6 protein-coding genes and 8 pseudogenes are annotated in these 16,314 nt (G+C 59.2%); 5 read left to right on the top strand and 9 right to left on the bottom strand.

What is annotated here, in order from left to right; genetic code table 11:
* Positions 1-1,220 (bottom strand): annotated as a pseudogene (locus NKI31_RS27915) (hypothetical protein); the annotation flags it as partial.
* Positions 1,221-1,503: 283 nt separating this feature from the next.
* On the bottom strand, positions 1,504-2,157 hold the full coding sequence (locus tag NKI31_RS27920; RefSeq protein WP_352653102.1) for an aldehyde dehydrogenase family protein: 654 nt from the start codon (positions 2,155-2,157) through the stop codon (positions 1,504-1,506).
* A gap of 342 nt (positions 2,158-2,499) precedes the next feature.
* Here NKI31_RS27920 and NKI31_RS27925 point away from each other — a divergent pair.
* From NKI31_RS27925 to NKI31_RS27935, 3 genes and pseudogenes are all read left to right on the top strand, one after another.
* Positions 2,500-2,849: pseudogene (locus NKI31_RS27925) on the top strand (DDE-type integrase/transposase/recombinase); the annotation flags it as partial.
* 357 nt (positions 2,850-3,206) lie between these two features.
* Positions 3,207-3,583: pseudogene (locus tag NKI31_RS27930) on the top strand (type IV secretory system conjugative DNA transfer family protein); the annotation flags it as partial.
* 636 nt (positions 3,584-4,219) lie between these two features.
* Positions 4,220-6,754 carry a two-component system VirA-like sensor kinase gene (locus NKI31_RS27935; RefSeq protein WP_352653104.1) on the top strand — a complete coding sequence of 845 codons (2,535 nt, stop codon included), beginning with the start codon at positions 4,220-4,222 and terminating at the stop codon, positions 6,752-6,754.
* An 822-nt stretch (positions 6,755-7,576) separates the two neighbouring features.
* On the opposite strand, the pseudogene NKI31_RS27940 reads toward NKI31_RS27935, so the two are convergent.
* The 3 pseudogenes from NKI31_RS27940 to NKI31_RS27950 all read right to left on the bottom strand — a co-directional run.
* A pseudogene (locus NKI31_RS27940) lies at positions 7,577-7,738 on the bottom strand (coproporphyrinogen III oxidase); the annotation flags it as partial.
* A gap of 71 nt (positions 7,739-7,809) precedes the next feature.
* Positions 7,810-9,007: pseudogene (locus tag NKI31_RS27945) on the bottom strand (IS256 family transposase).
* A 145-nt stretch (positions 9,008-9,152) separates the two neighbouring features.
* Positions 9,153-9,512 (bottom strand): annotated as a pseudogene (locus tag NKI31_RS27950) (coproporphyrinogen III oxidase); the annotation flags it as partial.
* Between NKI31_RS27950 and NKI31_RS27955 the strand changes: the two are divergent.
* Positions 9,510-9,635, top strand: a pseudogene (locus NKI31_RS27955) (winged helix-turn-helix domain-containing protein); the annotation flags it as partial. The pseudogenes NKI31_RS27950 and NKI31_RS27955 overlap by 3 nt on opposite strands.
* Positions 9,636-10,103: 468 nt before the next feature.
* On the opposite strand, the gene NKI31_RS27960 reads toward NKI31_RS27955, so the two are convergent.
* The 4 genes and pseudogenes from NKI31_RS27960 to hemN all read right to left on the bottom strand — a co-directional run bounded on the left by NKI31_RS27960 (position 10,104) and on the right by hemN (position 14,231).
* The gene (locus NKI31_RS27960; RefSeq protein ID WP_352653105.1) at positions 10,104-10,490 is read right to left on the bottom strand and encodes an ectoine synthase; all 387 of its coding nucleotides are present in this window, start codon (positions 10,488-10,490) and stop codon (positions 10,104-10,106) included.
* Complete coding sequence (ectB, locus tag NKI31_RS27965; protein ID WP_352653139.1) at positions 10,487-11,803, bottom strand: diaminobutyrate--2-oxoglutarate transaminase; 1,317 nt, start codon at positions 11,801-11,803, stop codon at positions 10,487-10,489. Before ectB ends, NKI31_RS27960 begins: the two co-directional genes overlap by 4 nt.
* A gap of 81 nt (positions 11,804-11,884) precedes the next feature.
* Positions 11,885-12,397, bottom strand: a pseudogene (ectA, locus tag NKI31_RS27970) (diaminobutyrate acetyltransferase); the annotation flags it as partial.
* Positions 12,398-12,818: 421 nt separating this feature from the next.
* On the bottom strand, positions 12,819-14,231 hold the full coding sequence (hemN, locus tag NKI31_RS27975) for an oxygen-independent coproporphyrinogen III oxidase (RefSeq protein ID WP_352653106.1): 1,413 nt from the start codon (positions 14,229-14,231) through the stop codon (positions 12,819-12,821).
* Positions 14,232-15,168: 937 nt separating this feature from the next.
* Here hemN and NKI31_RS27980 point away from each other — a divergent pair.
* Positions 15,169-16,311 carry a porin gene (locus NKI31_RS27980; RefSeq protein WP_352653107.1) on the top strand — a complete coding sequence of 381 codons (1,143 nt, stop codon included), beginning with the start codon at positions 15,169-15,171 and terminating at the stop codon, positions 16,309-16,311.
* Positions 16,312-16,314 lie beyond the last annotated feature (3 nt).

A 16,314-nucleotide genomic window follows, 5' to 3' on the forward strand; every position in this document is an offset into this window, starting at 1 on the left:
AGAACAGCGTCGTCTTCATTAGCTTTCCCAGGGGGGAGATACTCTGGCCAACTGTATTCCTCCTGCGGCCCGCTGTGCTGCGCAGCGGCGTCCCCAATGGCACGAGCCTCCATGTCGACTGCGTCTTCCGGACGAGCAGCAAGGGCAATTTCGCGCCCGAGTGCGGCGTACGGCGGGAACTTCCTGAGATGAGCTAGTGCACTGATCCACCGGTTACCACTGGAGTCCAAATAGCGCCTGGCATCTTCATCCAGCGACCCCTCGTAAAGCCGAGCCGCAATCCCCGGCCTGTTGTTTTCATGCAGGTATTGACTGAAACGTCTAAGAGTAGCCGCATAGTCCTGAATGGTTTTGGGATTCGGCCCGGTCGCAGGCGCTGCCTCGTACTTTTTGACCAGAGCCGCTTTGTAATCTCTGATGAGCTCGGCGTCGACAGGGTCGGGATTCAGGGCAGCGCGGCCCACCATTGGCGCTCCGCGCGCCGACTCTTTGAGACGACCCAGTGCTCTAGCCACGTTCGAGGAGCCACTCTCGCGCTGGTACTCCTTGAGATCCTGATCCAGCAACGGATCGTCAAGCCGAGCAGCAAATCCCGGCTTGTTATTATCAAAGAGCCAACGACCAAAGCCGAGAAGAGAATTTACATGGTCCGTGACCGTGCGCTCCCCGACCTTACCGGCATAGAGTGCTGACCTCAGCCCTTCGACAACGGTCGCATCGTTGGAATAAAGAGGACGCTTGTCGCGACCGGAGACCACTACTGGAGGATCTGGCTGCACCGCCGCCGGCAGAGAACGAGCATGGTCACGCAACTCGACCCGTGCGGGGGGATTCAGATCAACCACTGACGAATCCGGCGCATGATGATGGCGCGCCGTTGAGTGACCCGGCTGCAGCACCGAGGCACCCAGCATCGACCCACTGCCTCCGGCGTACGGCGCCGCGGCGTGTTCTTGTCCGATCCCTTGCATCATGGGCTGCGCTTCCCATGGGGCCGCGCCTTCGATGAGGTTCAGGTCTCCCTGAGACGGATGAGGATGGAACGGGTCTGGCAGAGCCGGAACGCCGGGGGCGGGAATTTGGGCAGCGGCTTGGCGCGCCTCGCCCGAGCGCTGCTCAAAGCCCTCTTGCCCGGCCTGTGCCGCTTGCTCTTGAGATGCCGGGGGCTGCACCTGCCGCCAACCTGTTACATTGGATAGGTCAAATTTGTGCCGGTTCACGCTAGCCTCACGTCCACAGATCAGCTGAGCAACCTACTCGGGCATACTTACGAGAAGCTGACGAGGTCCGCGGTCCCGGAGCGGGTAGGCCTAATTTTCTGCGCGCCGATTGCGCTGGCGCGACGTAGCCCGGCCTTTTGCCAGCTCGGCAGCTACGGCTCGCAAAGAGCGTCGTAAGGCTTGCGGAGCCGCCCCTCAGCTCCCGTCGAGGAGCAATCCTCAATTCACATATTTGGAGATGGCTCGCTGGTTTACCGGTCTGCGAGCCCTGCAAGCCCATGCTTCAGATGCCGCCCGTGCAGAGGTATTTCATTTCGAGGTAGTCCTCGAGGCAATGGCGGGAACCCTCCCGCCCGATGCCGGACTGCTTCACTCGGCCGAAAGGCGCGGCTTCCGACGACATGCGTCCCGTGTTCATACCACCATGCCATATTCCAAGGCCTCGGCCACACGCCAAACACGCTTCCGTTTGAGGCACAAATGTGGGCGGCAAGGCCGTAGATCGTGTCGTTGGCCTCATGCACGACCTATCCGCATCGTCGAAGCAATCACAGGCGCCAACCGCCCGAATGTCTCTTTCTTGCGCGATGGTCATCTCGCTGGAGACAGGACCGATAGTTCGACGTGCCATTCGCGCGATGCGTTTGCCCCCGCATCGAATTCTGCGGCCTTTCGCGACGGCATCTGCGATATGGGATTCGATTTTGGCCAGAGCCTGCCTGTCGATCAGCACCGATCGCCACTCCGGAGCAAAGCCCTCGCCAACGATAAGTGGCGGACTTTCTCCACGAATTCTCGACAAACACCTTCGTGAACGCCTGACTGGACGGGGGTAGGCGTGCCGAACAGGTCGCATAACCACGCCATCGTTCGGCGACTGCAGCCGCGAAGCGTCTCGAACACACATCGGCTCGATGCGGTTGCGTCCAGAATGCATCGGCGAGCGGCGGGAGTCTTCGCTATATTCGCCCCCGACATCCCGAAGTCCTCCAGCTTGCCTGCCAAAAAGGGTGTTGCATGAATAAACCCGCTTTCGTCGCCGTCAGCCGCGTGCCCAGGAAGGACGACAGCCTCCATAGCAAGAATGCGAGATGATCATCGTATTCAGCGGCAGCGTGCCGGCGAAATTGGGTTTTCGGCAGGCCAAATAGCGCGATGCAGAAGGATGGTGAGGATTTCGCGTCCGCTGACGCGTAGGTTCGTCGACGCTTATCCAGTATCGAGATAACAACGCCGCTGCGCAGGAACGAATTCTGAGAGCGCACCCTGCGAGAGGTTGCGCTTGCTGACGCGGCTGTGGAAGAAGCAGGGGCTCGCGCCGAAGCGCATGATCACCGACTAGCTTCGCTCGTATGGAGCGGCAAAGCGACAGATGATGCCGGACGTCGAGCACCGGTCGCACAAGGGGTTGAACAACAGAGCGGAGAATTCCCATGTGCCGCCGCGAAAACGGGAGCGGATGATGCAGGGGTCCGATCGCCGGGAGGCCTGCAACGCTTCGTCTCGACCTTGTCAGCCCTCCGCAACCTCTTCGTCCCGCCCCGCCCCAAACGTTCTGCTCTCGCCATACATGTTCATCGCTTGCAAGCCATCGCCGAATCGAAGGCCGTGACTGGAACGCCCGCATGAATTCAGCAGCAGCAGCCCTCGGCCGGCCAATTTCAGACAACGTGACAAGCCCGACCAACAAACCTATGTCGTCAAATCGCCAAACCGACGCGGCGAACTCGTGCTGGTCGGCAAGGCGATAGTGGCTGGAGCATCAACTCGGCCGACGAGAGTGGCCACACCATCCTAGACAGGATCGGCCGATATGCCCGGCATCGCCGCTTTGCAAAAAGCACAGCGGGCATCCAGACGTTGCCGGGTTGACTATGGGTGTCCGAACCGCGAAAAGAGGCCGCTCTTTATGAGTGGCGTGCGCTGGCAGTCTAACCCCAAGCCCCCCGCCCGGGCTGCCGGCGCGCTTCTAGGAACATCGAGGTAGATGACGAGACTCCGAACTACATTTCCAAAGCTATCGGTGGATTCACATTTCAAGCCCAATCGATTTCCTACAGCCAGGCGCGAACGTTCGACTGGAACATTCAGAATTCACATCAAGGTGCACCGCTGTTGCGTCCCGAACAGGTTCGGCTGCTCGATGACGAGTACGAGATTGTTCTCATCAAGGTCTGCCACCATTAAAACTGAGGAAGGTGCGATATTTTTCGGATCGCATTCTGAAACGCATCTTTGAAAGCCAGACAGGCGCCCTCCCGGAGCCGGCGCCCTTGACGGGAGCAGAGGAGGCGCTCTCCGCAGAATCTCAACTCGGTGACCCGCTGTGTGAATTGGCGCAGGACTTTGACGATACAGTTTGATGTGAGGCTAGTATGAACCCGCGAAATAGTAATCCATCCCGTGTAACAGCTTTGTCGCAGGTGCAGGACGCCGGCTTGGAAGACGGGCAAGCGGTCCAGGCCCGGCGAGTGGGCTTTGAGCAGCACGTGTCCGAGGCGCTCCGGCCGCTGTTCGATGGTCGAGCTGACGAGCCGCCTACCGGTCCAGAGGAGCTTCTGCGACTGGAACAGGGGTTTCGCGAGGTGCTTCAGCGAGGGCAGGATCATCAAGCCGCCTCGTCTTTTTTCAGCGATCCAAGGATGCCCGCTGGACGGGATGACCCCAAGGGAAGCGTGTCGGACGCTTTCGCAGCAGCCGGCTCTAGGCACGCCGAGGCCGCCGCCCCGCCAGTGTTAGCTGCCAGCCAACAACAGATCCGGCCCTCGCCAGTTGCGTTTGACCGGCCGGTATCATCCTCGGCTGCTGCAGGCGTGCGCTTGTATGCCCCTTCGATGATCTCTCGGAAGACCAGTTCCGAAAACTGCGATCAGTTGCCCGCCTTGTGCTGGCGCCTCGCCGTCGAGGTCGAAACGCCCGCGATTCAATGGAAGGTCAGCGGGCCATGGGGGCAGAGTGCAACGGTGTCTACACCGCCTATTTGAGGGGGAGAGGTACACTTGGCTTTCCTGTTCCAGCAGCATCCGGCCGCACACCGACGCGATGGGGAGCTAGAATTCAAATCGGACCTTCGCAAGGCACGCACCGCGGCTCAAACGCCGTTCGTTTGGGAAAAATGGCTCAGTACCGACAAAGCTTCTGTGATGGCCCTAGTGGCCTCGGTTGCGCTCTTGGTCGCGATACAGTGGCAAGACCCCCAGATCAACGAGGCGGTCCTAAGCGAACTGCGGACGATTCAGATCAACTACGCATTGCTCCAGCGAGACGTCGCCCGCGCCGACATGGTATTGGACTTCCGTTCCGTTGCTTCTACCGGGCAAGCATTAAAAAGGAACCTTCAAAACTACCAACGCCTTGTTGAGATTTCGCCCAATGAGAGCTCCGGGGTGCACTCCAGGTTGGTTGCACAGCTCAAAAAGTCCCTCGAAAACACAGAAGCTGCCATCTCGGCCTCGGCCGCGCAAAATGAGCTTCTGCAAAGCTCTCTCGTACGCTTTGCTCGCTCGGCTAATCGCCTTCGGGGGGGAGTGTCGAACAGGCCTGAATTTTCCAATCTGATCCTTCAATTTTCGGCCAGACCGGGATTCAGCCTCGCATTACAAATCGATCAGTCTCTCCGCCGACTTCCTCCTAGCCAGGACCAAGTCACGGAGGATGTTGCCCGCGAGGGCCGCGCTATCCTGTCCTCAATGTTGAGGTTGGACCGCGCTGTCAATCGGATCCCATCCTTCGACACGTTCGCCAAGGCTGCCGAATTGGAGCGAGAACATCTGAAAGCCTACAGCTTCGCCAGCGCGCAAGCGCAGCGTACACGACTTTTCTTTGGCTTGGTGTCCATATGCCTCTGCTTGTTTGCGACCATTCGAGCCTCCACGCAGCATGTGCGGACGAACCGGTTGGAAAGGCGGTTAGAGCTTGAAGCGGCGATGAGTGAGATCGAAGCTTGTTTCATCGACAGTCAAGCAACGAAGGCTTCGCGGCGCTTCTCCACCGAAGCAGCGCTTAGACTCATTCAATGCGTTTTCGATGCGGATCAATGCGCGCTTGCTCTGGTGGATCCGAGTATCAGCAGGAATACCGAGTACTTTGTCGCGAACAAGCGCATGCGCGTCTGGAACGCCGCGCTAATCCATGAAGTCGTCTCACTTGTACACCCGGAACAGCCAGTGTTTCGCGTCGTTCCGGCGTCGGAAGTGGTTCGGACTGCCGTAGGCACTACCGGTGTTTGTCAAATTGTTGGTTGCAGGGCCTCCGATCAGCAGGCTGCGGTTTGTATCCTTGTTTTTGAAGGAGATCGCTCACCACCCTCCACAGACGACCTCCTGGTTCTGGCGAGCGCTACTGTGCGTTTAGGCAACCATCTTGAAATGCAACGTGTACACACGGAACGTAACCTTTTTGAGAGTCGATGGGAGCATGCGGAAAGGCTGACGGCTGTCGGCACAATCGCAAGCGGCGTTACACATGAATTCAATAATGTTCTAGGAGCAATAGTCGGCTACGCAGAGATGGCTAAAGGTCTTGTGCGCCGCCCCTCGAGAATTCGGGGCCACATCGGCCAAATTATCTTGGCCAGCAACCGAGCCAAGCTGATTATTGATCAAATTTTGTCACTAAGCCGAACTCGGAAGCGCGTGACGATGCCTTTCGACGTCTCGGAGAGTGTAATGGATCTCGCGCCATTGCTGCGGGTTACAGTTCGTGCGGATGTTCAGTTGAACTTCAAGATCAACGAGTGGCAAACGGTGATCGAGGGCAGCCCGACCGAGTTACAGCAAATCCTTATGAATCTATGCAAGAACGCGTCGGAGGCTCTCTTGAATGAGGGCCGTGTCCAGATTAGCGTTTCTCGCGCTCACGTCTGTCAAACGAAGCCCGTGGCTAAGGGCACCTTGAAACCGGGAGATTACGTTCTCCTCTCCATCAGCGACGATGGCCAAGGAATCGCAAGTTCGGTGCTTCCGCACATCTTTGAGCCCTTTTTTACCACGCGCTCTCGCGTCGGCGGGACCGGACTGGGTCTTGCTGCAGTGGACCGCCATGTGAGCGCGCTCGCAGGATGCCTTGACGTCACCTCGGCTGTTGGCCGAGGTACACGCTTCGATCTCTACTTACCGGCCTGCGCTGAGGAGCAGGTCAGAGCTGATAGCGCTTCCGGTCCATACGATGGATCACTTGGCAATGGAGAAATCATTGCAGTCGTGGAGCCCGATCCAGCAGCGTTGGAGATCTACAACGATAAGATCGCCGCGCTTGGTTATAAGCCTGTCGGCTTCGCGACCTTCGAAAGTCTTTGCGAGTGGATCGAGAGCGGGAAGGCAGCCGACCTCCTCATTTTCGATCAAGCGACTTTCCTCGGGCCAGGACAGCCCGAAGCCGTACGTACCACCCTGATGACGGTGCCGATCATCGTCGTTGGTGGAAGCGACCCCATGCCGATCACATCTGGTAATCAGACCTTCGTCCTTTGGCTAGCCAAACCGGTCTCGTCCAGGACGATGGAGCATGCAATTCGTAGGATGATAATGGCATGATGCCGCCGACGCGCTCAGGCTACCGAGCTACCGAGGCAATCGGAGGCGGAGCCGGCTGGGATCCAGCAAATACAAGAGCGTCGGACGATCTCTGCGCACCCGGCTTCCGCCCAAGGAAGGGCTCCCCGACCACGGCAAACCTGCCGCCGTGCTCGTGACCGTCAAGGACAAGTCGCCGCGCGATGGGTTCTGCGGGCCTCCATCCTTGACAAGTCACTGCGCGCTGGCGGCGACAGGCGACGGGTAATATAAGGTGGGGACGAGGAGATGGTCGCCAATCGGTCATGCAAGATGGTTGACGAAAAGCAAAGCTTGACAATCATCGCCCCATTCACGCCAGACTTCTCCTGTGCGTTCATCACTCGGCTACGGCTCCTCGCCTGCCCCGACAAGGCTATCGCCGCCCGGCCGGGCAAGCGATATCCCAGGTTCCGACGTGTTCCTTTCATGCTTGATGGACCTAGGCCCCGGCAGGGCGGGAGCATGAGGCTGGGTTCTCGGTCGCGGATCTGTGAGGCAAGCACGGGGTAAGCGAAGGCTCGACCCACCATTGGGGAGGCCGGCTTCGGCACGGAGGTGCGGCCTCGGCGTTGAGAGGCATCGGATCGGGTGTAGCAGGACTTTCGAACTAACTGCCGACAACACACTGGATAGGCTGTTCTCGTCGTTCGGTCCAGTTCACCAACGCCTGTGTCGACATTTTACGGCGCTTCACTACTAACCGGGCACCGCACGATGGCAGCTCGTTCTCTCCGGCAAAAGATACTCCTGTGTTATCTTCCGCGTTGTGTGCTTGCCCTCACCTGCGGGATACATAAGGCCATCCCTAAAAGCATCGAATGCGGCAGCGACAGCGCGAATCCCAAAGCGATGCTCCCGCCGTACGCGGACAAGACCGTTTTCGAAGTCCACTATTCCGTCCTTGGCCAGCATCGCCAAACGCTCATCTGAACCGCGAAGACGGATCGGATCAGATCCGTGGGCGGGATCGTGTCCCGCGGCGTGGTGTAGCTGGCGGCATTAGTCGCCGTGCTCTCCGGCATGGGCCGGGCTGATCAGCGCGCCACGGCTGGCAGGCTGATCAGGGGATCATCGCTCATCTGGCTGATCGTTTCCAGAGTCATATATGTGGCCCGCTGCACTGCCCATTCATCGTTCTGTTCGAGCAGGATTGCGCCGACGAGGCGCACGATCGCGTCGTCGTTCGGGAAGATTCCGACGACCGCGGTGCGCCGCTTGATCTCGCCGTTGAGACGTTCGATCGGATTCGTCGAGTGGAGCTTGGCGCGATGTTCCTTGGGGAAGGTCATTTAGGCCAGCACGTCGGGCTCGGCGTCGTCCATGATTGTCGCCAGCTTTGGCACCTTCGGCCGGATCGGGTCGGCGACGGCGCGCCATTGTACGGACGCGGCCTCGGGCGTTTCCTGGGCGAAAGCGGTGGCGATGAAGGCTGAGACGACCCTGCGGCCGCTCTTGCCGGCATGGGCCAGCACGTTCCTCATGAAGTGGACGCGGCACCTCTGCCATGTCGCGCACAGCACCTTGGTGACGGCCGCCTTGAGGCCTTAGTGAGCATCGGAGACGACGAGCTTGACGCCGCGCAGGCCGCGACGTGTCAGCTTGCAGGAACTCTGTCCAGATCGGCTCGGCCTCCGAGGTGCCAATCTCCATGCCCAGTACCTCGCGCCGGCCGTCCGCGTTGACACCGACGGCGATGATAACGGCGACCGAGACGATCCGCCCACCGCGGCGGACCTTCAGGTAAGTGGCGTCGATCCACAGGTATGGCCAATCGCCCTCGATCGGCCGCTCGAGGAAGGCCTTCACCTTCCCGTCGATCTCCTCGCACAGCCGCGAGACCTGGCTCTTGGATATGCCGCTCATACCCATGGCCTTGATCAGGTCGTCAACCGACCGGGTCGAGATGCCTTGCACATAAGCTTCCTGGATGACGGCGGTTAGCGCCTTCTCGGCCATGCGGCGCGGTTCGAGGAAACCTGGGAAGTAGCTTCCCTTCCTGAGCTTCGGGATGTGCAGCTCGACCGTGCCGGCCCGCGTCTCCCAGTCCCGGTCGCGGTAGCCATTGCGCTGGGCGAGCCGCAGCGGGTTCTTCTCGCCATAGCTGGCGCCGGTGGCCGCGCCCACCTCCATTTCCATCAGTCGCTCGGCGGCAAAGCCGATCATCTCCCGCAGCAGATCGGCATCCGGGGTCTTCTCCATGAGCGTGCGCAGGTTCATCATGTCGCCGGTCATCGGTGGTCCTTCCGAAATGGGTTGGCGTCAACAACCAAACCCTACCGGAAAGCGCCGATGACCACCCACACGCCGCTCGCTCGCTACAGCGCTACTAACGGCGCGCTCGTGAGCGGCTTCGCTACCGCCGAGCTACACCACCTGATGGGACACGACCGTGGGCGGCACAGATTGCCGGCACGTCAGCCTCGAAATCGCACATTAATCGCTCGATGATTGCGGCTCGCACGCGGTCGTCGTCTGTGAGGCGATGGCCCTTCGATGTCGCCAGTCGGCCAGCTGCGATGTGCTTGATGTAGAAATCCCGTGTAACTTCGTTTTGAACGTACCCCTGGCCGATGCGGCCGATAGCCGACGCGCCGAAACCGATCAGGGTTCTGCAGGTATCGGCAGAGCCCAACGAGTTACGTCGCAGGCGACCTGTTTCCTGTGCCAGCGCGAGCTCGTCGTGCGGCAAGGCGAAATGGTCGAGCCCGATCTCTCGGTAGCCGGTGGCAATCAGCGAAGTATCGATGTCCTGATCATGCGCTTGCGCCGAAAGCTGGAGGCTGATGCGGTCAACCCTCGCCTGGTCAAAGCATCCCGTGGCGCAGGGTACTATGGAGTCATGTTAGCCGCGTGGCAGTGAGCTATGCTGGAGATTGGGGTGATGAGGCTGATCAAGCCTTCCAACAGTGCCAGCCTGATCAATTACGCCCTGCTGTTCACGAGGTTGCTCCTGTTAAGTGTACTCGTCAGTCCGTCCTGGGCCTCGCGCGTCTTGCCCAAGTGCCGTTTAAAAGGCGCTGGCGCGACTTGTCGGGCTTGCTGCTCTTACGAGACTGCGTGTGCACCTGCGACCCAGCTGCTACAAAAGCTTCCGCGGGGGTTGCGGCAAGCTCGTGCGGCAAGCGCCCGCCCCTCAGTCGGTTTTGCAGCGCCTGCCGATCGGCGATGAGTAGTTGAGGTGCAGCGGCAGCAGCTGGTCTGGCCGCTCTTCGTCCCGAATCGATGAACCAGCTCGCGCGTGCCGTCCACCACGAAGACGCCGCAATCAAGACCGTTATTCTGCCGGGCCCCAATCCATTTTGGTTTGAGCTTCCCTTTGGCGATCAAGTCACCTCGGAGTGAGAGGATAGGCGCCGGTCTCATCATGCACCTCGCTGCCGGCCAAGGGAGGAACGAAGACGCAGGCTAGCAGCAATTCGGTCTCTGCACACAACAAGTGAGCATCATGCTTATCGAGTGCATAGATGATGCCCGGTCGAACGACATGGACCTCATCCGCCTGCGGATTCTCGATAGAACCGGTTCCAGAGATGCAGTAGACTGCCTCAAAGTGGTTCCGATAGTGCATCTTGAGCCTAGCGCCCTGATGGATCGTGGTGATGTGGAAGGAAAAGCCCATCCCATCGTTCTTGAGAAGCAATCGCACGCTTTCCCAGCTCGTCGTCTGAACCCGCCTGGCTGTCTTTTTCTCCTCATTGAAATCCCTGACGATCATGTTTCGCCTCTTACGCTGCGGTGTTCACTGCCGATGACGCTGTCGATAGCACCCTCGAGGATGTCGAGGCCTTGGCTAAGCTGATCCTCCCCAATAACGAGGGGTGGCAGACACTTCACGACCTCGTCTTTGGGACCAGAGGTCTCGACGATGAGTCCCCTCTGGAAGGCGGTGCTGATGACCTGCCCGGCAACCTCGCCAGACTTGAGATCCATGCCCCGCATCATGCCACGACCCTTGGCTGACACTCGGCTTGGGTCGTATTTCTGCGCGATCTGCTCAAGGCGGCTTTCCAGAAGATTGCCTTTCTTCTCGACGGACGCTGCAAAGCTGTCTGTCCGCCAGAAGTGCTCCAGGGCTGCCCGGGCGGTGACGAAAGCGTGGCAATTGCCGCGGAACGTTCCGTTGTGCTCTCCCGGTTCCCACTTGTCGAGTTGTCGATCAATTAGAACGAGGGCCATCGGCAGGCCATAGCCAGATATCGATTTGGCCATTGTGACGATGTCCGGGCGGAGACCGGCCGCTTCGAAGCTGAAGAACGCATCAGTCCGGCCAACACCCGCCTGAATGTCGTCTACGATCAGCAGAGCTCCGTGTTTGCGCGCAATGACTGCTACTTTGCGTAGCCACGCCGTCCCGGCAACATTGAGGCCGCCTTCGCCCTGAACTGTCTCGACAATCACCGCCGCCGGCGCGTCTACGCCGCTGGAGGGATCCGAGAGCAGGCGATCAAGGTAATCGGCGGTATCTACAGCGGATCCAAGATAGCCGTCATAGGGTAGTCGCGTGACACCGCCGAGCAGCTGACCGGCGGCCGCGCGGTGGTATCGGTTGCCGGTGCAGGAAAGAGCGCCGAGGCTCGCGCCATGAAAGCCGTTGGTGAAGGCTATGATGTTGGGCCGACCAGTGACCTTGCGTGCTAGCTTGAGGGCAGCCTCGACCGAGTTGGCGCCGGTCGGACCCGGAAACTGTACGACGTAGTCTAGTTGTCGCGGCCTCAGGATCGTCTCGTAGAATTCTCGCAGAAAAGATTCCTTGGCTTCGTTATACAGATCGAGGCCATGGGTGATGCCGTCACTCGCTATGTAGTCTGCGAGCGCGGACTTCAGCTCCGGGGGGTTGTGCCCATAGTTTAAACTCGAGCAGCCCATGAGAAAGTCGAGATAGGCCTTCCCATCTCGCGCAAACAGCTGGGCCCCTCGTGCCCTCGCGAAAACGACGGGAAAGCTACGGGCGTAGCTGCGCACCTCGGACTCGAGGTGGTTGAAGATCGCGAATTCCTCCCCTACATCTGGTGTGCTTCGGTCAGTCATCGCTGCCTCCTTATTTAGGTATTGGCTAGGCAGACCCGCGGGCCGGCCTGCAGGGCTGATGGAGCGTACAATGGGGCCGATGGCTATCGTGTACTCGCTCTCATGCTGTCCCTTAAAATGGATGTCTCGGTCGAAGCACAGAGCCTGCCGGATTGGCGCAGCTAGGTCCCGAGCCACGGCGGCGAAAAACAATCCGGAGGTCGGGTTGCTGAGCGTCACCGTGGCGTTAATGTGCGTCACGCCGTCGCAAGATGGTCTGTTCAGGGCTGACACGATCAGTCCCTTACCGAGCCCTGTGTTGCGTACCTCAGGATGCACAGCAATCTGCCACACGAACAGCGTGGATGGGTCGCTCGGCCGCCGGTACGCCGACAACCAGCCAACCACCGCCCCGGCACGCTCAGCGAGCACGCAGGTGTCGGCGAAATCACTGCAAAGCAGCAGCTCGCAATACAGCGAGTTGCGGTCTAGTTGCGGGCACTTCGCGATGAGTTCCCATACATCGGCTGCATGAAATTCCGTCGGTCTTCGGAATGTCACTCGCGGCCACTGGACGTTGGGCAGCAACGAGAAGCTCTGGCTATCACTGACCATTCAAATCATCCTTGCTAACACCAGTGCCGCCTCGCGTCGCGTTTCACGAAGAGGACTTCTCAAAACTCATGCCAATTGCGCCTAGGGAGCCTTAGGAACATTTTTTCTGAATTCTGTTCAATGACTTTACCCGGAGTGCAGCAGGTACGGCCGAAAACAATGTGTCGCGGATCCGACAACCACGACCGTAAGGTGTCGGGCTGGCGTTTTCTCAGGAATGGCGATGGGGTTAACAACTGGACGGGTAGCGGATCATTTTGCGATCGGCGCTGCCGACAGAGCTTGCTACAGGCCGGAAAGGTATAAGTGCGTGTTGGATGCGGCTGCGCAAACTGGAACAGGCCGGCATCGTGTCGGCTATCACGCTAGGATCGCCATGCGCGTTGTCGCGCCTGTCGCCACCAACGCCTCTGTCGACATTTTACGGCGCTTCACTACGGCAACTCGTTCTCTCCGGCAAAAGATACTCCTGTGTTATCTTCCGCGTTGTGTGCTTGCCCTCACCTGCGGGATACATAAGGCCATCCCTAAAAGCATCGAATGCGGCAGCGACAGCGCGAATCCCAAAGCGATGCTCCCGCCGTACGCGGACAAAACCGTTTTCGAAGTCCACTATTCCGTCCTTGGCCAGCATCGCCAAACGCTCATCTGAACCGCGAAGACGGATCGGATCAGATCCGTGGGCGGCACAGATTGCCGGCACGTCAGCCTCGAAATCGCACATTAATCGCTCGATGATTGCGGCTCGCACGCGGTCGTCGTCTGTGAGGCGATGGCCCTTCGATGTCGCCAGTCGGCCAGCTGCGATGTGCTTGATGTAGAAATCCCGTGTAACTTCGTTTTGAACGTACCCCTGGCCGATGCGGCCGATAGCCGACGCGCCCAAACCGATCAGGGTTCTGCAGGTATCGGCCGAGTAGCCCAACGAGTTACGTCGCAGGCGACCTGTTTCCTGTGCCAGCGCGAGCTCGTCGTCCGGCAAGGCGAAATGGTCGAGCCCGATCTGTCGGTAGCCGGCGGCAATCAGCGTCACGGCCACAGCCGCATACTGTTCAGCGCGGGCAGCGCTGTCGGGAAGAAATTCCGCCTCGATGAGGCGCTGATTCTTTATTTGGGATGGGATGTGCGAGTAGCCGAACAAGGCAAGCCGGTCGGGGCGCATGGCGACCGCCGCCCTCGCCGTCTCGACGCACGACTCCGCCGTTTGACGCGGCAGGCCGTAGATGAGGTCGAAGTTGATCCGGTTTACTCCATGCCGGCGCAGCACTTTCACGGCAGCCGACGTCTGGGCCTCGCTCTGGATTCGGTTGATCGCTTTTTGAACAATGGGATCGAAGCTCTGTACGCCCAGGCTCGCGCGGTTCACGCCGGCCGCTCCCAAGCCTTCCGCCATCTCGGGCGTGAGCGTGCGTGGATCGATCTCGATGGCGACCGTAGCTGTTTCCGAGATGGCGAAGCGGCATCGCAGGAACTCCATCAGAGCGAGGAACTCGGCTGGTCCGATGAGAGACGGCGTTCCGCCGCCGAAATGTATGTCGCTCACGGGCAGCGTCTTCGGCACTCGCTCCGAAACCAGACTGGTCTCGTCACGCAGCGCTGCCAGATAGTTGAGGATGGGCGCATCATGGCGGGTGATGGTGGTTGGGAAGCCGCAATACCAGCAGGCTGATCGGCAGAACGGAACGTGCAGATAGAGTGACACCGGATCATCCGCCGGCAGGTTCCTGAGCCATTCCTCATAAGCCTCGGCGCCGACCGCCCCAGAGAACTCCGACACAGCTGGATAGATAGTGTACCAAGGCAGCCGGGCCTCTCGAAATTTCGTGGTCTGCAACGGTCACGGTCCCATGCTGGTAACATCCAACCTTACCGCTGCGCTCGCCTGCGTCGTTGCGCTATGTCAGTCCGTCCTGCTTTGGGCTCGAAATTTTTTAGCAATGGGGCGGCGTTCAGTCTTGGCTGGACAGCGATGGTCAGAGCGCTCTCGGTCAGCGACTGACGATGGTGTTCCCGCCGAAACCCTCACACGCTGAGACAATACGGTGTTGGGTCCGGACTTTGCACGCCAGCTAGCGCCGCCAATAATGATCTCTGCCGTCTCGATGAGCTCGTTGTTTGAATTGCTGGCAAGATGCATTAACTGTGGCGCGCCGCTTTCAGGACGAGAACCTGCTCGACGCGACAGTCCGGTCCGCCGCAATGCCAAGGCAGGCGCCCTACTGGCTTTGGTGCAAGGCTGCAGCGCGTAGTTGTCGACCATCAGCTCGCCAAAATGACAGCGTCGCGCCGAGGGGTGCCGCCGCATGATGCCTCAACGTCGGGCTCACCACAAACAATGCTGTCCCCATTGAACGAAACTGTCGCGAAGCGAACAGTCGAACCGTAGCCGAAACATTTGCCGTTCGTGCTTGGGTGGATCCGCAAGGCAAAAACAAGGAAGTGCGAACCAAGGTCCGCCCGCACAATTGAGCTTCAAGCCGCAGCTGGTCGTCAGGCTGGCACGTCATTTGCGGTCGAATGCAGGACCCTTTGTCACGCCTACCTCTACCAGCTGAGTAGACTGTGATGATTGTACAAAATTTTGCATACCTCCATTTCGCCGATAATTATGTTATCGGCAGCTAAAACCAAATACTGAACAACATTGACCATAGTACATCCTAGATCTTCCTTCAGGGCTTAGCTGACGGCTCAGCAAAACTGCGCACGTTTCAAAGTTGTTAACAGAATCACTCGCGCCCATCACTTTATTAGCAATGCGGAGATCGACAATGACCATTAGGAGCCTCCTCCTCGGCTCGACTGCGGCACTGATTGCCGTTTCCAACGCCCGCGCCGTCACCACCGCCGCCGAGCCTCACCCGACTGAGTACGTCAAGATCTGCGACGTCTACGGCTCGGGCTACGTCTACATTTCAGGCACCGAGACCTGCCTGCGAATCGGCGGCTCTGTCCGTTACAACGTCGGATTGTTTGACCACTCAAGAACCTCGGATGTGAGGACTGGTGAGCATCAGAGCGCGTGGCAAAACAACACACGCTTCACATTGAAAACCTGGACCGGCCAGGAGACCGAACGCGGGACGTTGAAGACCTACACCGAAACCCGCGTGAACTTCGGCAGCCACCAGACATCGGTTTCGGACAGTTCTCGGTCCTATGCGTTGAACGGAGGCAGCAGCCTGACTATCGCCTGGATTCAGCTTGGTGGCCTGCGAGTTGGTAAGGACCGGTCGGCTTTCGACATGTTTATTGGCTGCGCGGGTGATGTACTGAACCAGACGCCGGCTCCGTACGGCGCTTTCGATACCAATGTGGTTCAGTACTACTTGGACGCAGGGAACGGCTTTTCGGCCGTGGTTTCGCTGGAACAAGGCTCGGACGTGGTCGGCACAATCGACAGCTACGCTCCCCACATAGTAGGCGGCTTGAAATACGCACATGGCTGGGGAGCGATCACCGGCGTTGCAGCTTATGATAGCAACTACGAATCGGTGGCCGCCAAGGTCCGTGTCGACATCAATGTCACCAACGAACTGTTGCTATCCGGAATGTTGGGCTACGGTTCCCATGGCCAGCTCAATTACGGCTCGACGAATTCGGTAGACGCTCATGGTCGCGGTTTCTATAAACCTTGGGGCGGGAACTGGGCTTTCTGGGCTGGCGCCGGTTACGAGCTCACCGAGTCAGCTTCGTTCAACCTTCAGCTCTCGGGTGATGAGCTCAACAACTATGGTGTCGCTGCGAACGTCGCCTATGCGTTCCTTCCAGATTTCACAGTTACGGCTGAACTCGACTATGACCGCTACGGAGGCTCCGCCGTCGGAAAGGTGAAAGCTTCCGAAGTGAACTGGCCCAATGCCAACAAGAAGAGCAGTGTCGGCGGTATCCTGCGTTTCGAACGCTCATTCTAATGC

Source organism: Mesorhizobium sp. M0659 (genome assembly GCF_040320605.1).
Taxonomy (GTDB): Bacteria; Pseudomonadota; Alphaproteobacteria; order Rhizobiales; family Rhizobiaceae; genus Mesorhizobium.